Genomic DNA, 19304 nt, shown 5'->3' with positions numbered 1-19304 from the left:
GCGGCACCGCGCGGGCTTTCAGGGCCGTGGGCCCTGTCACTGAATGCAGGTCCGAGTATGGACGATGCACGCATACTTGGGCGCATGGCGGTCCGGGCCAGTTTAGACAACGGCGTGTTGCGGTTGTGTAACGGTGCATTTGCCGGGGAGGCCAGGCGGGGCGGGGCCTGGCGGGTCAGCGGCGGGTTGGGGTATGCCGGCAGAAGTATGTATAATTCGTGCATACTTCATTGGAGGTCCCATGGAAGCCACCGTAGCTGAACGCGGGCAGATCACCCTGCCCAAGGCCGTACGTGACGCGCTGGGCCTGACCAAGGGCACGTTGCTGAAGGTCGAGCTGGAAGGCAGCCGGATCATCCTGCGCAAGAGCGTGGACGACGCCATTTCCCGTGCGCGCGGCAAGTTCGCGCTGGACGGCTTCGACTCGGCCGAGCAGGCCGTGCGTACCGTGCGTGACGAGGCCGACGACGCATGATCGCCGTCGACTCCCCGGTCCTGATCGAACTGCTCAGCGATGGCCCGCGTGCCGACGCGGTGGAGGCCTGCCTGCGGCAGGCGCTGGTCGGCGGCCGGGTGGTCATCTGCGGCACGACCTTGGCCGAGGTCTGCGCCTCGCTGCGCGGCGGTGCCGAAGTGCAGGAGGCGCTGGAGGAGATGGGCGTCCATTTCAATCCGCTGGAAGCCAAATCCGCGCTGCGCGCCGGCGAGATGCACCGCCGTCACCGGCAGCGCAGCGGCGAAACCCGCCGTATCGACGATTTCATGGTCGGTGCCCACGCGCTGCTGCAGTGCGACGGCCTGATCACCTGGAACGACACGTTTTATCGCGACTACTTCAAGGGCCTGAAGCTGATCGTGCCGCAAGCCTGAGCCCATCCATTACTCAAACCGTAACACCCGGGAGTTGTCATGTTGGAAGCCTACCGCCACCACGTAGCCGAGCGCGCCGCGCTTGGCATCCCGCCGCTGCCGCTGACCGCACAGCAGACGGCCGACGTCATCGAGCTGCTGAAGAACCCGCCGGCCGGTGAGGCCGAGTTCCTGCTCGACCTGATCACCCACCGCGTGCCGGCGGGTGTGGACGACGCCGCCAAGGTCAAGGCCTCGTACCTGGCCGCCATTGCCTTCGGCACCGAGAAGAACGCACTGATCAGCCGTGCGCGCGCCACCGAACTGCTGGGCACCATGCTCGGCGGTTACAACGTCGCCCCGTTGATCCAGCTGCTGGACGACGCCGAAGTCGGCGCCATCGCCGCCAACGGCCTGAAGCACACGCTGCTGGTGTTTGATGCCTTCCACGACGTGCAGGAAAAGGCCAAGGCCGGCAACGCCAATGCACAGGGCGTGCTGCAGAGCTGGGCCGATGCCGAGTGGTTCACCAGCAAGCCGGAAGTGCCGCAGAGCCTGACCATCACCGTGTTCAAGGTGCCGGGCGAAACCAACACCGACGACCTGTCGCCGGCCCCGGATGCGACCACCCGCCCGGACATCCCGATGCACGCGCTGGCGATGCTGAAGAACAAGCGTCCGGATGCCCCGTTCGTGCCGGAAGAAGACGGCAAGCGTGGCCCGATCCAGGAAATCCTGTCGCTGAAGGAAAAGGGCAACCTGGTTGCCTACGTCGGCGATGTGGTCGGTACCGGTTCCAGCCGCAAGTCCGCCACCAACTCGGTGCTGTGGTTCACCGGTGAAGACATCCCCTTCATCCCGAACAAGCGCTTCGGCGGTGTCTGCCTGGGTTCGAAGATCGCCCCGATCTTCTACAACACCATGGAAGATGCCGGCGCGCTGCCAATCGAGCTGGACGTGTCGAAGATGGAGCACGGCGATGTCGTCGAGCTGCGTCCGTACGACGGCAAGGCCCTGAAGAACGGTGAAGTGATCGCCGAATTCCAGGTCAAGAGCGACGTGCTGTTCGACGAAGTGCGCGCCGGTGGCCGCATTCCGCTGATCATCGGCCGTGGCCTGACCGCCAAGGCACGTGAGGCGCTGGGCCTGCCGGTGACCGACCTGTTCCGCCTGCCGGTGCAGCCGGCCGATACCGGCAAGGGTTACTCGCTGGCCCAGAAGATGGTGGGCCGCGCCTGTGGCCTGCCGGAAGGCAAGGGCATGCGTCCGGGCACCTACTGCGAACCGAAGATGACCTCGGTGGGCTCGCAGGACACCACCGGCCCGATGACCCGCGACGAGCTGAAGGACCTGGCCTGCCTGGGCTTCTCGGCCGACCTGGTGATGCAGTCGTTCTGCCACACCGCCGCCTACCCGAAGCCGGTGGACGTGAAGACCCACCACACCCTGCCGGAGTTCATCTCCACCCGTGGCGGCGTGTCGCTGCGCCCGGGCGACGGCGTGATCCACAGCTGGCTCAACCGCATGCTGCTGCCGGACACCGTCGGCACCGGTGGCGACTCGCACACCCGTTTCCCGGTGGGCATCTCGTTCCCGGCCGGTTCGGGCCTGGTCGCCTTCGCCGCTGCCACCGGCGTGATGCCGCTGGACATGCCGGAGTCGGTGCTGGTGCGCTTCAAGGGCAAGATGCAGCCGGGCGTGACCCTGCGTGATCTGGTCAATGCGATCCCGCTGTACGCGATCAAGTCCGGTCTGCTGACCGTGGCCAAGGCCGGCAAGAAGAACATCTTCTCCGGCCGCATCCTGGAAATCGAAGGTCTGCCGGACCTGAAGGTCGAGCAGGCGTTCGAACTGTCCGACGCCTCGGCCGAGCGTTCGGCCGCCGGTTGCTCGGTGCGCCTGAACAAGGAGCCGATCATCGAGTACCTCAATAGCAACATCACGCTGCTGAAGTGGATGATCGCCGAAGGCTACGCCGATGCCCGTTCGCTGGCCCGTCGCGTGGAGAAGATGGAAGCCTGGTTGGCCGACCCGCAGCTGCTGGAGCCCGATGCCGACGCCGAGTACGCCGCCGTCATCGAGATCGATCTGGCCGACATCCACGAGCCGATCGTGGCCTGCCCGAACGACCCGGACGACGTGAAGACGCTGTCCGAAGTGGCCGGCGCCAAGATCGACGAAGTGTTCATCGGTTCGTGCATGACCAATATCGGTCACTTCCGCGCCGCTGCGAAGCTGCTGGAAGGCAAGCGTGACATCCCGACCCGCCTGTGGGTGGCCCCGCCGACCAAGATGGATGCCTCCGAGCTGACCAAGGAAGGCGTGTACGGCACCTTCGGTTCCGCTGGCGCGCGCATGGAAATGCCGGGCTGCTCGCTGTGCATGGGCAACCAGGCGCAGATCCGCGAAGGCTCCACCGCGATGTCGACCTCGACCCGCAACTTCCCGAACCGCCTGGGCCGCAACACCAACGTGTACCTGGGTTCGGCCGAGCTGGCCGCGATCTGCTCGCGTCTGGGGCGCATCCCGACCAAGGAGGAGTACATGGCGGACATCGGCGTGATCAACGCCAATGGCGACACGATCTACCGCTACATGAACTTCGACCAGATCGCCGACTACAAGGACGTGGCCGATTCGGTCAACGCCTGAGTTCGATCACGGTAGTTGAGTGTTGAAGAAAACCCCCGGCGCAAGCCGGGGGTTTTTTGTTGCCTGTCGCCAGGCTGTCGGAGTTGCGGGGCGGAAGGTGATGTTTGAGGTGAATCTCATATACGGCTACCGGGGCGCTCACCAGAATGCCGGCCTTCGCGACGCGTTGATTTCAGATGAAACCCCGAGCCACGGGATGGCCGCGCTGCGGAACTGACGCTACACCAGTGCATACGGCGATGACGTCGCGCGATGAGGGAGCGTGCCTCCTTGCGGCGACCTCGTGGCCGCGCCCTCTGGATCTTTCTTGCGGGCGATGGAATCGGCACCGGGTGCCCCTGACCTCGCGCCGGTGGCATGGCATCGACAACAACGACCTGTATCGCCCCACGCGGGGCGGTTTCACTACCTGATGGAGCTGGAAATTGAACGACACCCGTAACGTGGACCCCTTGGCCGCCAGCCGTGACGCCGCCGCGCGCGGCATTGTCTACACGGTGCCCGTGATCGACGCGATCGTTGATGGCGTGGGCAGCGTGCAGGGGGCCGTCGCCCCCGGTGGCTACACCGACGACGGCCGGCCGACCATCAGCGGCCGCGGCCGCCCGGGCGATCTGGTGCATGTCTATGACAACGACCTGCTGCTGGGCCGGGTGCGTGTTCCTGCCAGCGGTCAATGGTCGCTGGTGCCGCTGCGGCCGCTGGCCGAGGGCGCGCACGGGATCAGCGTTAGGGATATCGCGGTGAGCAGCCGTCCGGGCGAGGGCACCTGCGTGACCCTGCGGCTGCCGCTGGAGGTGTTGGACCCGGCGGACGGGCAGCCGGCGGTCCCGCCGCGACCGCACGTACAGTTGGCACTGCGCAAATGGCGGATCTTGGTGGTGGACGACCGCCCGGCCAACCGGGTGCTGCTGGTGGAACAACTGTCATTCCTCGGGCAGGCCGTGGTCAGTGCACAGAACGGTGAGGAGGCGCTGGCGCTATGGCGTACGCATGGATTCGACATGGTGATCACCGACTGCTGCATGCCGGTGATGGACGGTTACACGCTGAGCCGTCGCATCCGCGAGGACGAACGCGCACGCGGTGCATCGCCCTGTGCGGTGATCGGCTATACCGCCAACGCACTGCCGGAGGAGCGCATCCGTTGCCTGGACGCGGGGATGGACGACTGCCTGTTCAAGCCGCTGACCTTGTCGGCGTTGTCGTCGCGGCTGGCATCGCTGCAGGGCAGCGGCATGTCCGGTGACGGCACTACCGTCGCAGTGGATGGTTCGATGATGGCGATGGTGCGGGCGCTGACCGGCGACGACGATAGGCTGGCCTGCGTGTTCCTGGATGAAGCGATCGACAGCTTCCGCCACGACCTGGACGCTGTGCTGGCCTGGAGGGAAGATCCGCAGGTACCAGCCTTGGCAGCGCTGGCGCATGGCATCAAGGGCGGTGCACGGATGGTGGACGCTGGCGAGGTAGTGCACGCCTGTGAGCGTGTGGAGCAAGCGTGCCAGTACCCGCTCCATCCGCAGCTGCTGGAGACGGCGGTGGCGGAGTTGGCAGCCCGGTTGGAAACCACGACGGCGCAGGCCATCGCACTGCGCGAGGTGCTGTGCGACGGCAGGTGCCCTGCGGCGGCATGAGCCCGGCTTCAGCAGCTTGAGCGCGGCGCAACCAGGCCGTGCATGCGGGCGGTCAGGCCCGCGCCAGTGCCAGCAGGCGCTCGGCGATGCGTTCCAGCGGCAGCACTTCGTCCACCGCGCCCAGGCGCACCGCGCTGCCGGGCATGCCCCAGACCACGCTGGTGGCCTCGTCCTGTGCCAGGGTGGCGGCACCGGCCTGCTTCATCTCCAGCAGGCCACGCGCGCCGTCCTCGCCCATGCCGGTGAGGATGGCGCCGATGGCGTTGGCGCCGGCGTTCTGCGCCACCGAACGGAACAGCACGTCCACCGCCGGCTTGTGCAGGTTGACCGGCGCGGTGTCGTCCACGCGGCAGCGCCAGCGGGCGCCGTCGCGGATGATGCGCAGGTGCTTGCCGCCGGCCGGCAGGTAGGCATGGCCAGGCAGGATGGCTTCGCCGTCGCTGGCCTCGCGTACCGACATGGCCGAATGGCGATCCAGGCGCTCGGCGAAGGCGGCACTGAAGGCCGCAGGCAAGTGCTGGGTGAGCACCACGGCCGGCGCGTCGGCGGGCAGGGTCTCCAGCACGGTCCGCAGTGCTTCGGTGCCGCCGGCAGAGGCACCGATGGCGATCAACCGGTCGGTGGTGCGGAAGCCGATGTGGCTGGAGGCGCTCTGCACGGGCAGGCGGCGCAGCGGCGACGCCGAGGCACGTACGCGCGAGCGCGCGGCCATCTTGACCTTGGCGCGGATCTCGTCGGCGTAGGCTTCCAGGCCGCGGGCGATGTCCAGCTTGGGCTTGGCCACGAAGTCCACCGCGCCCAGGGCCAGGGCCTGAAGGGTGGTATCGGCGCCGCGCTCGGTCAGCGAGGACACCATCACCACCGGCATCGGGTGCAGGCGCATGAGGTTCTCGAGGAAGGCCAGCCCGTCCATGCGTGGCATTTCCACATCCAGGGTCAGCACGTCCGGGTTCAGGCGCTTGATCTTCTCGCGCGCCAGCAGCGGGTCGGCGGCGGTGCCGACCACCTCAATGCCGGGGTCGGCGGCCAGCAGTTCGGTGAGGACTTGGCGCACCAGCGCCGAGTCGTCCACCACCAGCACGCGGCAGGGCGGGGCCAGGCTCATTCGAACAGCTCCACGCCGCCGCTGACCGGCGTGCGCGACAGCTTGGCGCGCACCGCGGTTTCGGCGGCCAGCACTTCGGCGTCGTGCGCATGCGGCAGGCGCTGCACCACGACCCGGCCGGTGGTCGGGAAGAACCACACCTTGCGCGGGTGGATGCCGCACAGGTCCTCGGCGACGATGGGGATGTGCTCGGCCTGCAGGTACTGGCGCACGAACTCGGCGTTGCGGGTGCCGACCGGGTTGCTGGTGAAGCCCTTGAGCACGTTGGCGCCGCCGAAGACCTTGGCTTCCAGGCGCTTGCGGTGCGCGCCGCGCTTGAGCAGGTCGTTGATCAGCAGTTCCATCGCGTAGCTGCCGTAGCGTGCGGGCGCGCCGTCGCCGACGTTGCCGTCCGGCAGCAGGAAGTGGTTCATGCCGCCGATGCCGAGGATCGGGTCGCGGATGCAGGCGGCCACGCAGGAGCCGAGCGTGGTGGTCAGCGCGGTGTCATCGTCCACGACCAGGTACTGGGTGGGCAGCAGCTTGGCGGCGACGGTCTGGAAGCGACTGTCGCGGTAGCGCATGACCTCGTCGGGATAGGACTGGGAAGGCTTCATGCACCGCTCCGGCGGGTACGGCGGTACAAGGTGCGGCCGCATGGCTGGATCAGATCGGCCGCATGCAGGTAGTTCTCCGAATGGCCGGTGTAGAGCAGCCCGTCGTCGCCCATGTGCTCGACCAGCCGCGACAGGATGGCGCGCTGGGTGGGTTTGTCGAAGTAGATCATCACGTTGCGGCAGAACAGCGCGTCGAATGGGCCGCCGACGTCATAGCGGGAGCTGAGCAGGTTGAGCTGGCGGAACTCCACCAGCGCACGCAGCGCCGGCACCACCCGGCATTTGCCCTCGTTCGGGCCGGTGCCGCGCTGGAAATAGCGGCGCTTGGTCTCCGCATCCAGCCCGGCGATGCGTTCGATCGCGTACACGCCCTGGCCGGCGGTGGCCAGCACCTGGGTGTCCACGTCGGTGGCGAGGATGCGTACCGGCGGGGTCATCGTGCCGAACGTCTCGCAGGCGGTGATGGCCATGGAGTAGGGCTCTTCACCGGTGGAGGCGGCGCACGACCACAACTTGATCGGCGCATGCGAGGCGCGCTGCTGCAGTTCCTCGTGCAGCTTGTCGAAGTGGTGCGGCTCACGGAAGAACGAGGTCAGGTTGGTGGTCAGGGCGTTGGTGAATGCCTGCCATTCCTCGCCGCCGTGCTGCTCGAGCTGGTCCAGGTAGTCCTTGAATGACTGCAGGCCCAGCGAGCGCAGCCGGCGCGACAGCCGGCCGTACACCATGTCGCGCTTGGCCGGTGCCAGCGCGATCCCGGCACGGGCATGGATCAGCTCGCAGACGCGGCGGAAGTCGCGGTCGTTGAACTCGAAATCGCGCTGGGTGGTGTCGACGCTGGACATGCTGGCAGGTGCTCCGTTCAACTGGCCAACGCCAGCGCGGCCGGGACCTCGGCCGGCGCGCCGGCGCCGGTGGCCTCGATGCGGAACACCGCCACGGCCTGATCGAGCTGGATGGCCTGTTCTTCCAGCAGGCGCGCCGCGGCACTGGCTTCCTCGACCAGGGCGGCGTTCTGCTGGGTGGTTTCGTCCATCTGCACGATGGTCTGGTTGACCTGCTCGATGCCGGCGCTCTGTTCCTGCGAGGCGGCGGAGATCTCGGCCATGATGTCGGTCACGCGCTGCACCGAAGTGACGATCTCGCCCATGGTCGCACCGGCCTGGTGCACCAGCTGCGAGCCTTCGGAGACACGCTGGGTGGAGTCATCGATCAGGCCCTTGATCTCCTTGGCGGCCGCCGCCGAGCGCTGGGCCAGGGTACGCACTTCACTGGCCACCACGGCGAAGCCGCGGCCCTGTTCGCCGGCGCGCGCGGCTTCGACCGCGGCGTTCAACGCCAGGATGTTGGTCTGGAAGGCGATGCCGTCGATCACCGAGATGATGTCGGCGATGCGGCGCGAGGACTGCTCGATCTGGCCCATCGTGACCACCACTTCCTCGACCACGTTGCCGCCGCGCGCGGCGACGCCGGCCGCGCCGATGGCCAGCTGGTTGGCCTGGCGGGCGGAGTCGGCGTTCTGGCGCACGGTGGAGGTCAGTTCCTCCATCGAGGCGGCGGTTTCCTCCAGGTTGGCCGCCTGCACTTCGGTGCGGCGCGACAGGTCGCTGTTGCCGGTGGCGATCTCGCCGGCGGCCAGGTTGATGCTGTCGGCGGCGGACTGGATGCGCGAGACGATGCCCGAAAGCTGGGCGATGGTGCTGTCCGCGTCCTCGCGCATGCGGGCGAACACGCCCTGGAAGTCACCGTGCATGGTGGCGGTCAGGTCACCCTGGGCCAGGGCGCGCAGCAGCTGCGAGATCTGTTCCAGGTTGTGGTCGCTGGTGCGCATCATCGCGTTGAGGCTGCGCACCATGTCCAGGAAGTCGTGCTCGAAGCGCTGCTCGTCGCCGCGCAGGCTGAAGTCGCCGGCGGCGGCCGCGTTGCCCAGCCGCTTGATCTCGCTGTTGATGGCCGACAGGTTCTGCTTGATGGTGGCCATGGTCTCGGTGATGACGCGCTTCTCGCCCGGCAGCAGGGGCATGTCCGGGGTGAGGTCGCCCACCGCGTAGCGCTGCGCGATGGCGATGACCTGCATCTTCACGTCGATGTGGTTGGCCACCAGCACGTTGGTTTCGGCCACCATCACGCCGTAGTCGCCCGGGAACGCCTCGGCGTCGATGCGGTAGCTGATGATGCCGGCGTCGTGCTGGCGGGCCATTTCATTCTGGGCCTCGATCACCGCGCGCAGCTGGTCCTGCATGCGCTGCATGCTGGTGAGCAGCTGCCCGGTCTCGTCGCGGCTGGGTACGGGGATGGTGTTGTCCATGCGGCCGCGCGCGATGGCATTGGCCACCGCGGTGGCGTTGCGCAGCGGCGTGACGATGCGGCTGCCGATGACCCAGCTCAGGCCGACCACCAGCAGCACCAGCACGCCACCGGCGACGGTCATGATGGCGGTGAACTTCAGCGCCTGGCCCTGCACCTCGTCCATGTAGACGCCGCTGGACACCACCCAGTTCCACGGGCCGTACAGGCCGGCGTAGGCCAGCTTGGCGACCGGGCCCTGCGTGCCGGGCTTGGCCCAGGTGTAGCCGACGTAGCCGCCACCGCGGCGCGCGGCCTCGACCTGGTCGTAGTACAGGCGTACGCCGTCCTCGCCACGGAAGTCCTTCATGTCCTTGCCGACCAGGTCGGCGCGGAACGGATGCATCAGCAGCACGTAGTCGGTGTTGTAGACGTTGAGGTAGTTGACGTCGGCGTTGGAGCGCATGTTCTGCAGCGCGGCCAGCGCCTGCTGCTGTGCGTCGTGCAGCGACAGCTCACCGGCCTTCGCGCGGTTGGCGTAGTAGTCCAGCACGCCTTGGCTCATCTCCACCTGGGCCTTGAGGGACTCCTTGCGGGTTTCGTACAGATCCACGTACTGCATGCGGGCGGCGATCACCGACAGCGCGATCACGCCCAGCGCGATCAGCACCGTCAACAGGTTCAGCTTGCGCCGCACGGAGATGTTGCTGATGTAGTTCGACCAGAGACGGTAGGGATTCATGGCAGAGGGCAGCGCCCGTGGGGGGGCGAGCGGGAAAGGGGAAGTTACGGGTGTATCGGCCGCGGGAGCCGAATGTTTAGCCGGCGCATAACGCACGACCCCGGCCGGAGCCGGGGTCGAGTGGGTCAGAACTCCTGCCAGTCCGAATCGGCCAGCTCGGCAACCGCGGTCCGGTTGCCGGCCACCCGCCGGCGTGCCGGTTCCGGTGCGGGTGCCGGGCGACGCGGCTCGGGCTTGCTGGCGAGCGGTGGCGCGGCGACGGGTTCTTCCGGCTGGCTGTCATCGAGGCGGAACACCGACACGACGGTGGCCAGGTGGCCGGCCTGTTCTTCCATCGAACGGGCCGCGGCGGTGGCTTCCTCCACCAGCGCGGCGTTCTGCTGGGTGGTCTCGTCCATCTGGGTGACGGTCTGGTTGACCTGCTCGATGCCGGCGCTCTGTTCCTGCGAGGCGGCGGAGATCTCGGCCATGATGTCGGTCACGCGCTGCACCGAGGCCACGATCTCGCCCATGGTGGTGCCGGCCTTGCGGACCAGCGCCGAGCCGTCGGACACCTTGCCGACCGAGTCATCGATCAGGCCCTTGATCTCCTTGGCCGCACCGGCCGAGCGCTGGGCCAGCGTACGTACTTCCGAGGCGACCACGGCGAAGCCGCGGCCCTGCTCGCCGGCACGCGCGGCTTCCACCGCGGCGTTGAGCGCCAGGATGTTGGTCTGGAAGGCGATGCCGTCGATGACCGAGATGATCTCGGCGATCTTCTTGGACGAGGCCTCGATGGCGCTCATCGTGGTCACCACCTGGCTGACCACCTCGCCACCCTGCGAGGCCACCGAGGCGGCACCGATGGCCAGCTGGTTGGCCTGGCGGGCCGATTCGGCGTTCTGGCGCACGGTGGAGGTCAGTTCCTCCATCGAGGCGGCGGTTTCCTCCAGGTTGGCGGCCTGCTGCTCGGTACGGCGCGACAGGTCGTTGTTGCCGCTGGCGATCTCGGTGGCGGCCGCATTGATGGCAACCGAGGACTGCTTGATGCGGCCAACGATGCCGGTCAGCTGCTCGGCGGTGGCGTTGGCGTCGTCACGCATGGTGGCGAACACGCCCTGGTACTGGCCATGCATGCGCACGGTGAGGTCGCCGCGCGACAGCGCCGAGAGCAGCGCGGAAATCTGTTCCAGGCTGCTGGCGTTGGCGTCGAGCAGGCTGTTGATCTGGCCGGCCAGCTGCAGGAAGAAGCCGTCCTTGTCGCTGGTCTCGATGCGGCCGCTGAGGTCGCCGGCGGCGGCGGCTTCGATCACGCGCGCCACTTCCTTCTCCACCAGCGCTTCGGTGGTGCGGTCGCGCCATTCGACCACGTGGCCGACGGCCACGCCGCCGTCGTTGCGGATGACCGAGATCGCCTGCGCGAACTGGGCATCGCCGAAGCTCATCTGGCGACGGGCCACGCCGTTCTTTTCCAGCGCTTCGAGCACCTTGTTGTCGACCTGGCCGTTGTGCTCCAGCGCGGTGACCGGTTGGCCGACCAGGGCGATGCTGGCGTCGTAGTGGGACAGGGCGCCTGTCAGCGCGTCGTTGTACTGGGCCAGCGTGTCCAGCAGGGCACGGTTGGCGTAGACGATTTCCAGGTCTTCGTTGGTCAGGTACACGCCGGTGGAGGAGTAGTCCAGCGCGGTACGGATGCGCAGGTTCTCCGCGGCCACGGCCTGGTCGCGCTCGATGCGCTCGCGCAGGTCGCGCTGCATGCGCTGCATGGCGCGCAGCAGGTCGCCGACTTCATCGGCGCGGTTGACGTCGATATGGCCGTCGAGCTTGCCGCTGGCCACTTCGTTGGCCACGTCCACGGCGCCGCGCACGGAGCCGACCAGCGAGCGGGCGAACAGCCATACCAGCAGCACGCCGCCGGCCGCACCGACCAGGATGGCGATGGCGGTCAGGATGGCCGAGGTGGTGTAGGTCTCCGCGGCGGCCTTGGCACCGGCCTGGGCGCGGGCATTGTCGTTGGCGGCCAGTGCCTCCAGCGACACGTAGGCCTTGCGGTGCAGGTTGCGGGTTTCGCCGACGAAAGTGTCGATGGCGTCATCGGGCAGGTCCAGCGACAGCATCTCCGTCACCGAGTCGTAGGACACCGTGGCGGCCTTCCAGTCGGCGGCGAAGGCGTCGAACAGCTTCTTCTGCTCGGGGTTGTCGATCAGCTTGGGATAGCTGGCGATGGTGGCGTCGATCTCCTTGCGCAGCTCCTCGGCGCGGCGCTTGGCGTCGGCCTTGACCTCGTCACTGGCTCGCACCAGGCCTTGGTAGGACGCGTTGCGGTACTCGCTGACCATCCCGCTCAGTTCACCGGTCGCGCGCAGGCTGGGCATGCGGTTGTCGGCCAGGTCGGTGGTGGCTTCATTGAGGGTGTACAGGCCACGGAACGCGACGATGCCCTGCAACAGCATGACGAACAGCACGACGCCGAAGGTAAGCATCAGCTTCGGCTTGAGTTTGAGCGAGTTGACCCACTGCATCTTGGAGATCTCCGGTGACGTCCCGCGCGCGCACGGGCAGCGTGCGCCGCACCGGCGGGGCCGGCGCGGCACCAGGCTGGGATTACTTGATGTTTGCCAGCTTCAGGCTGGCCGGCGAGCTGACTTCGATCTCGGCGCGCGAGGAGTCACGCTGGATCTTGCCGATGACGCAGACGGTCTTGCCTTCCAGCGATTCCAGCGGGAAGCCGAAGTTGCCACGGTTGGCGCCGGAGATGCGCGCGGAGAAGGTGTGGCGCGGGAACTGGCCACCCATGTGCAGGAAGGTCGGCTGGCCTTCGGAACCTTCGGCGTAGCGGGCCTTCTCGACCTTGCCGCAGACCATGCCGTCCTTGCCGGCGAAGCGGGCGGCGTTTTCCGGCGGGATCATCTCGGCCGGGTCGGCGGCGACGTGGAACGAGGCGGTGGCCAGGACGGCTGCCGACAGCAGGCAAATCAGGTGCTTGGACATCAAAATCTCCGGGGATGACGAGAGGGCGCCAGTCGGGGAGGACGGGCATGCAATGGGCTATCGGCCGACAGGGCAGGCGGCTGAGGGCGCATGTTCGGAAATGTGATGCGCCTCCCGGTTGGCTGGGTCAGGCCGCGGCTTCTTCGGTCACCGCGGCCTGCCCGAGGTCGGCGGTGTCGAGCAGGGTTTCGATGTCCAGCAGGATCAGCATGCGGTCGTCCTGGGTGCCGATGCCGGAGATGAAGCGGGTGTCCACCGCGGCACCGAATTCCGGGGTCGGGCGGATCTGCTCGGCCGACAGCGGGATCACGTCCGAGACGCTGTCCACGACGATGCCGACCACGCGGTCCTCGACGTTGAGCACGATCATTACGGTGAAGGCGTCGTAGCGTGCCTCGTCCAGGCGCAGTTTCAGGCGCAGGTCGATGACCGGCACGATGGTGCCGCGCAGGTTGATGACGCCCTTGATGTAGTCCGGGGCATCGGGCACGCGGGTGACCGCGTCGTAGCCGCGGATCTCCTGCACCTTGAGGATGTCGACGCCGTAGTGCTCTGCGCCGAGGGTGAAGCTGAGGTACTCGCCGCCGGTGCCTTCGGCGGAAGTGGTACGCGTATCGTTCATGGCAGGTCCTGGTCCTGGCGTGGCGCCGGTGGCTGTTGCACCGGTATCGGCGCCAGGAGGCGGGACTTTAGCGACGGACGGCCACAGAGGGCGGGGCGCGTTCGGCCAGGTGGGGCGCACAATGGCGCCCGGGCCGGGTCAGTCGCCGTTGCTGCGCGCCTTGCGCAGCCGATCGATGCGGAAGATGTACCGCTGGATCAGCGTGTCGGCACCGCGTGGCAGGTCGTCGAAACGCAGGCCGGCGCGGATGGTTTCCATGCCGTTGGCCTGTTTCTGCTGGCGCAGGTTGCAGACCACCAGGGTGGTGGTCACCGGCGGCGCGTCGGGGATCAGCAGCCCGCAGCCGCGATAGCGGCCCTGCAGGGCGAGCAGGTCCTGCGGCGAGGGCAGCATCAGCGCCATGCCGCCGGCGCTGATGTCGATCACCCGCCAGCGGCTGGGCTCGCCGCCGTCCGGGTCGGGGATCAGACAGTAGGGTGAGTCGCCCACCGGGGTTTCCAGCCGGTAAAACTCACGGCGCTGCAGGTGGTAGACCTCCTCCGGCAGCGGTACCCGGAATGCCACCCGGCCGTCCTGTTCGATGCGGCGGTGGCCATGCAGCTGGAAGCGCACGGTGACCTTGTCGACCTGGCCAAAGCACAGCAGGGAAGCGGCGACCTCCGCGCTGCGGTTGATCGCCGGCAGCGGGCTGGCATCGAGCAGCAGGCCGTCCTCGTCCACTTCCAGCACCGCGCTGGGGAAGGACTGGTCGCGTCCATCCGGGTGCGCGTTGACCATCGACCGCTGGTCGATCATCTGCTGCAGCAGGTGCCGGATCTGGTGCGGGCTGCGCACCATGTAGCGTTCATCGGCATACAGGTTGCCGGCGACGGTGGACGGGCTCGACTCGAAGGATTCGGGTACGGACATGGAGGCGCTTGCAGAGGGTCGAAGCCAGGGAACCCGCAATCGGTCTCCTGGAAACTGTGATATCGGCCGCTCTTTCTAACTCTTTAGGCGCACTGTTACGAGCCTTTTGTGAAGCAGGTGGCCGTTGGCACCGGCTGGCGATTCCGGAGACGGAATTCCGTCACTGGCTGGCGGCGTACGTAGAGGGCCGTTTCGGCCGTGGAAGAGGCGCGGCTATTGCTGCAGGCGCGACTGGAGGAACGCCCCGACCACCCGCTGGTATGCGGCGGGGTCATGCGCGTAGAGGTCGACATGGGCCGCGCCGGGTACCTCCCAGAACTGCTTGGGCGCGGCGGCGGCACGATAGAGCGCGCGGGCTTCGTCGATGGGGGTGTGGCGGTCCCGTGAACCGGACGCGATCAATACCGGGGCGCCGATTGCGGCCAGGTGATCAATGGGTCGAAGGTCGTCGGCCGAGAGCTGCAGGCGCAACGGCAGCTGCCACAGCAGCAGCGGTGCCAGCGGACGTCCGGGGGCGCCCAGACGGATGGCCAGGCGGTCGGCGACGGCTTGGTCGAGGCTGGGGTACATCGATTCCAGGACAACGGCGGCCAGTTGTCGCGTGGAAGCGGACAGCACTGTGGATGCGGCCCCCAGGGACACCCCGATCACCGCGACGGCCCGGCCCGGCGCTTGTTGGCCAAGGAACGTGACTGCCGCGTCGACCGCCTTGGACTCGTTGGCGCCGAAGGTGATGTGCGCGGCGGGGGATTGCCCATGCGCCGGAAGGTCGATGAGCAGCACGGAATAGCCCAACTGCTTGAGCCACTGCGCGCGGGGGAGCATCTGGCGCCGGTCCGAGCGCACGCCGTGCAGAAGGAGCACGCTGCCCTTGTCCGCCTGGCCAGGGACAAACCATCCAGAGACCGGGCCAGCAGCCGAATCAATGCGCACCGGACGGGCGCCGAGCGAGGCCGGCGGGGGCCCTATGGTGCGCGGCACCGGAGTGATCAGTGCCTGGCCGATGAGCAGGCTGCCGGCCACACCGACCACCAGCAGGGCGGCAAGCCCGATGAGAATGCGCGTGATGCGGGGCATGGGACGTCGCGTGGGAGGGACCGTCCTGGGATCTTCGATCCTTTCGCCGGCCCATGTCCACGAGGCGTCACACGATGACCCTGGATGAAGCCAAAGAGGCCGGCGGTGGACAGGCCGGAGAGTTCCCGACCACCGCCGGCAAGCAACGGATCAGAACTCCTGCCAGTCCTCGCCACTGCTGACCGGTGCATGGGCTGCCGGCTTGCCCGGGATGGCACGCAGGGTGGGGCGTGGCCGCGGGGCGGCCGGCGGCGGTACGCTGGCGGCAACGCGGGCCAGTGATGCGCTGACGGCGTCGGAGAGGCGGAACTGGGCCACTGCATCGGTCAGCTGGCGCGCCTGGTCTTCCATCGAGCGTGCCGCCGCGGAGGCTTCCTCGACCAGCGCGGCATTCTGCTGGGTGCTCTCGTCCATCTGCATCACGGTCTGGTTGACCTGTTCGATGCCGGCGGTCTGTTCCTGCGAGGCGGCGGCGATGTCGGCCATGATCGTGGTCACGCGCTGCACCGAGGCCACGATGTCGTCCATGGTGCTGCCGGCGCGGCGGACCAGTTGCGAGCCTTCGCTGACCTTGCCGACCGAGTCGTCGATCAATCCCTTGATCTCCTTGGCCGCGGCGGCCGAACGCTGCGCCAGAGTGCGCACTTCCGAAGCCACCACCGCGAAGCCACGGCCCTGGTCGCCGGCCCGGGCCGCTTCCACCGCCGCGTTCAAGGCCAGGATGTTGGTCTGGAAGGCGATGCCGTCGATCACGCTGATGATGTCGGCGATGCGTTGGGAGGACTGCTCGATCGAGCTCATGGTGTTGACCACGCGCCCGACCACTTCGCCACCCTGCGCGGCCACGTCGGCGGCACCGCGCGCCAGCTGGTCGGCCTGGCGGGCATGCTCGGCGTTCTGGCGCACGGTGGAGGTCAGTTCCTCCATCGAGGCAGCGGTTTCCTCCAGGTTGGCGGCCTGCGTCTCGGTGCGGCGCGACAGGTCGCTGTTGCCGGTGGCGATCTCGCTGGCCGACAGGCTGATGCTGCCGCTGGCGGCCTGGATGCCGGAGACGATGCTGGCGAGCTGGTCGATGCTGGTGTTGCCGTCGTCACGCATGCGCGCGAAGATGCCGTGGAAGTCGCCTTCGACACGACGGGTCAGGTCACCCTCGGCAATGGCCTGCAGCAGCCGCGAGATGTGGCCGAGGTTGTCCTCGGTGGTCTGCATCAGTGCGTTGAGCCCGCCGACCATCTCGCGGAAGTCGTGCTCGTAACGGTCGATGTCGCCACGCTGGCTGAAATCACCGGCGGCGGCGGCGCGCGACAGGCGCTTGATCTCGTTGTTGATGGCCGACAGGCTGGCCTTGGTGCCGTCCATCGCGTCGGTGATGGCGGCCTTCTCGCCGGGCAGGCGGTCCATGTCCACCGACAGGTCGCCACGGGCGTAGTGGCGCATCACCTCGACCACCCGCATCTTCACGCCGATGTGCTGGGCGACCAGGGCATTGACCTCGCGCACCATGCGCCCGTACTCGCCGGGGAAGCGGGATTCGTCGATGCGGTAGCTGATCTGGCCCTGGTCGTGCTCGCGCGCCATGTCCGACTGCGCGGCGATCACTGCCTTGAGCTGGTGCTGCATGCGCTGCATCGAAGCCAGCAACTGGCCGACCTCGTCACCGCGTCCGGCGTCGATGGTGCCGTCCAGGCGGCCGGTGGCGACCTCGTCGGCGGCCCGCAGGGCGTCCTTCAGCGGGCGTACGATGGCGCGCACGATGACCACGCCGAGGGCGACCGACAGCAGGCCCAGCAAGGCCATGCAGGCGAACAATGCGTTGGTGCTGCGCGCCTGGGTGGCATCGGCGAGCGCCACCTCGCTGTCCAGGGCCGACACGACGTAGCTGCTGAGCTTCTCCACGTCGCTGAACAGGTCGCGGCGGCTGACGCGCGAGTGTTCGTTGGAGATCTGCTGGGCCAGCTCGAACTGGCCATCGGCCACGGCCTTTTCCATCTGCGCGTGGGCGCTGAGGTATTGCTCCAGGGTCTTGAGCATCTGGCCGTACAGGCGCTTCTGCTCATCGCTGGCGGGCAGGGCCTCATAGCGCTTCTGGTGCTCGGCCAGCTTGGCGCGCTGGTCGGCGATGCGCTGGTTGTACTCGGCGACGAACGCCGGCTCGTGCAGGTGGGACAACTGTGACAGCTCGGCGATGCGGATTTCGGCCAGGTCGGCGCGGATGCTCTCCAGGTGTTGGACGGCCGGCATGTAGCGCTGGCTCATCTCGTTCAACTGGGTGGTGGCCTGCTTGAGGCGGACCACCGCGAACGCGCCCATGCCAACGGTGGCGACGGTGGTGAGGGTGAAAGCGATCGCGAGCTTTCGGGCGATCGTGAGGTTGCGGAAGAACTCCATCTCTTTCTCTCCGGATCGACTTTGCGGGTGACGCCCCCGCCCGAGGATGTTGCCGGCGCGTTGGCGCGGATAAGGCCGGCGTTCATTGCCGGCTGTTCAGCGGATAGCGGCGCGATCCGGAGGCGGCTTGATGGCTGAACAGGGGGCGTTTTATGAACTGAAAGGGCATGTGATGAAATCGTGAGGATCGTGATGAAACTCTTACGATTCAGGGCGTTATCTGTAATCCCGGCTACGCGGAAAGTGGGTTGGATGTCCCAAAACACGACGACCACGGGCATGCCGTGGTCGTCGTGGGGGTGAAGCCGGAAACCGCGGGAAAATCAGAATTCCTGCCAGTCCTCGCCATTGGCGACCATCGGTTCGATCCGGCGTGCTGCCGGCGCGCGGGCGATGCGCGGACCGGCCGGTGCCGGGCTGGCCGGGCGGCTGCGCGGCGGGCTGGCGACGCTGGCGCCGCCCGCCTTGGACGCGATGTGGAAGGCGGCCACCGCTTCGTTGAGCAGCAATGCCTGTTCTTCCATCGCCCGGGCGGCGGCGGTGGCTTCCTCCACCAGCGCGGCGTTCTGCTGGGTGGTCTCGTCCATCTGCATCACGGTCTGGTTGACCTGCTCGATGCCGGCGCTCTGCTCCTGCGAGGCGGCGGAGATCTCGGCCATGATGTCGGTCACGCGCTGCACCGAGGCCACGATCTCGCCCATCGTGGTGCCGGCCTGGTGCACCAGCACCGAGCCTTCGCCGACCTTGTCCACCGAGTCCTCGATCAGGCCCTTGATCTCCTTGGCCGCGCCGGCCGAGCGCTGGGCCAGGGTCCGCACTTCCGAGGCGACCACGGCGAAGCCGCGGCCCTGCTCGCCGGCACGCGCCGCTTCGACTGCGGCGTTGAGCGCCAGGATGTTGGTCTGGAAGGCGATGCCATCGATGACCGAGATGATCTCGGCAATCTTCTTGGACGAGGCCTCGATGGCGCCCATGGTGTTGACCACCTGGGCGACCACGTTACCGCCCTGGCTGGCCACGCCGTGCGCGCCGATGGCCAGCTGGTTGGCCTGGCGGGCCGACTCGGCGTTCTGGCGCACGGTGGAGGTCAGTTCCTCCATCGAGGCGGCGGTCTCTTCCAGGTTGGCGGCCTGCTGCTCGGTACGGCGCGACAGGTCGTTGTTGCCGGTGGCGATCTCGCTGGAGGCCAGGTTGATGCTGGAGGCCGCGTTCTGGATGCGACCGACGATGACGGTCAACTGGTCGACGGTGGCGTTGGCGTCGTCGCGCATCTGTGCGAACACGCCGTTGAACTGGCCGTCCATGCGCACGGTGAGGTCACCCTGGGCCAGTGCCTGCAGCACCTGCGAGACCTTGGCCAGGTTGCCGTCGGCGGTTTCCATCAGGTGGTTCAGGCCGGCGACCATGTCACGGAAGTCGTGCTGGTAGCCGTCCACGTCGCCGCGCTGGGTGAAGTCACCGGCCGCGGCCGCGG

The 19304-nt window shown here is 67.7% G+C and carries 15 protein-coding genes; 4 read left to right on the top strand and 11 right to left on the bottom strand.

Translation table 11 applies throughout. From position 1 onward, the window contains the following. Positions 1–241: 241 nt before the first annotated feature. The 4 genes from ACIPR8_RS14275 (at position 242) to ACIPR8_RS14260 (ending at position 5138) form a co-directional block, all read left to right on the top strand. Positions 242–475, top strand: coding sequence for an AbrB/MazE/SpoVT family DNA-binding domain-containing protein (locus ACIPR8_RS14275; protein WP_192285890.1), 234 nt, complete (start codon positions 242–244; stop codon positions 473–475). Next, on the top strand, positions 472–870 hold the full coding sequence (locus tag ACIPR8_RS14270) for a type II toxin-antitoxin system VapC family toxin (protein ID WP_132863140.1): 399 nt from the start codon (positions 472–474) through the stop codon (positions 868–870). Before ACIPR8_RS14275 ends, ACIPR8_RS14270 begins: the two co-directional genes overlap by 4 nt. A gap of 39 nt (positions 871–909) precedes the next feature. Continuing rightward, positions 910–3501, top strand: coding sequence for a bifunctional aconitate hydratase 2/2-methylisocitrate dehydratase (acnB, locus tag ACIPR8_RS14265; RefSeq protein WP_192285888.1), 2592 nt, complete (start codon positions 910–912; stop codon positions 3499–3501). A 425-nt stretch (positions 3502–3926) separates the two neighbouring features. Continuing rightward, the gene (locus tag ACIPR8_RS14260) at positions 3927–5138 is read left to right on the top strand and encodes a response regulator (RefSeq protein WP_446541425.1); all 1212 of its coding nucleotides are present in this window, start codon (positions 3927–3929) and stop codon (positions 5136–5138) included. A gap of 52 nt (positions 5139–5190) precedes the next feature. Here ACIPR8_RS14260 and ACIPR8_RS14255 read toward each other — a convergent pair whose 3' ends face one another. From ACIPR8_RS14255 to ACIPR8_RS14205, 11 genes are all read right to left on the bottom strand, one after another. After that, complete coding sequence (locus ACIPR8_RS14255; RefSeq protein WP_446541424.1) at positions 5191–6243, bottom strand: protein-glutamate methylesterase/protein-glutamine glutaminase; 1053 nt, start codon at positions 6241–6243, stop codon at positions 5191–5193. Further along, a complete protein-coding gene (gene cheD / locus ACIPR8_RS14250) occupies positions 6240–6839 on the bottom strand; it encodes a chemoreceptor glutamine deamidase CheD (RefSeq protein WP_132863144.1) in 600 nt (199 codons plus the stop codon). The genes ACIPR8_RS14255 and cheD overlap by 4 nt, the downstream gene beginning before the upstream one ends. Continuing rightward, positions 6836–7681 carry a CheR family methyltransferase gene (locus ACIPR8_RS14245; RefSeq protein WP_446541423.1) on the bottom strand — a complete coding sequence of 282 codons (846 nt, stop codon included), beginning with the start codon at positions 7679–7681 and terminating at the stop codon, positions 6836–6838. Before ACIPR8_RS14245 ends, cheD begins: the two co-directional genes overlap by 4 nt. A gap of 17 nt (positions 7682–7698) precedes the next feature. Continuing rightward, the gene (locus ACIPR8_RS14240) at positions 7699–9864 is read right to left on the bottom strand and encodes a methyl-accepting chemotaxis protein (RefSeq protein ID WP_446541422.1); all 2166 of its coding nucleotides are present in this window, start codon (positions 9862–9864) and stop codon (positions 7699–7701) included. A gap of 125 nt (positions 9865–9989) precedes the next feature. Further along, positions 9990–12365: a methyl-accepting chemotaxis protein gene (locus ACIPR8_RS14235; RefSeq protein ID WP_446541421.1), complete on the bottom strand. Its 2376-nt coding sequence runs from the start codon at positions 12363–12365 to the stop codon at positions 9990–9992. Positions 12366–12447: 82 nt separating this feature from the next. Continuing rightward, the gene (locus tag ACIPR8_RS14230) at positions 12448–12834 is read right to left on the bottom strand and encodes a hypothetical protein (RefSeq protein ID WP_165931125.1); all 387 of its coding nucleotides are present in this window, start codon (positions 12832–12834) and stop codon (positions 12448–12450) included. Positions 12835–12961: 127 nt separating this feature from the next. Then, entirely contained in the window at positions 12962–13456 is a 495-nt protein-coding gene (locus ACIPR8_RS14225; RefSeq protein WP_132863148.1) for a chemotaxis protein CheW, read from the bottom strand. 138 nt (positions 13457–13594) lie between these two features. Then, positions 13595–14365 carry a flagellar brake protein gene (locus ACIPR8_RS14220; RefSeq protein ID WP_192285875.1) on the bottom strand — a complete coding sequence of 257 codons (771 nt, stop codon included), beginning with the start codon at positions 14363–14365 and terminating at the stop codon, positions 13595–13597. Between the two features lie 213 nt (positions 14366–14578). Beyond that, the gene (locus ACIPR8_RS14215) at positions 14579–15442 is read right to left on the bottom strand and encodes an alpha/beta hydrolase (protein WP_446541420.1); all 864 of its coding nucleotides are present in this window, start codon (positions 15440–15442) and stop codon (positions 14579–14581) included. A gap of 150 nt (positions 15443–15592) precedes the next feature. After that, the gene (locus ACIPR8_RS14210) at positions 15593–17830 is read right to left on the bottom strand and encodes a methyl-accepting chemotaxis protein (protein ID WP_446541419.1); all 2238 of its coding nucleotides are present in this window, start codon (positions 17828–17830) and stop codon (positions 15593–15595) included. Between the two features lie 323 nt (positions 17831–18153). Next, on the bottom strand, positions 18154–19304 hold a 1151-nt coding region (locus tag ACIPR8_RS14205), incomplete at its 5' end, for a methyl-accepting chemotaxis protein (protein WP_446541418.1).

It is taken from the genome of Stenotrophomonas sp. LARHCG68 (genome assembly GCF_052871705.1).
The sequence above is the reverse complement of the archived record's forward strand: the minus strand, read 5'-3'. Positions and strand labels throughout refer to the sequence as shown.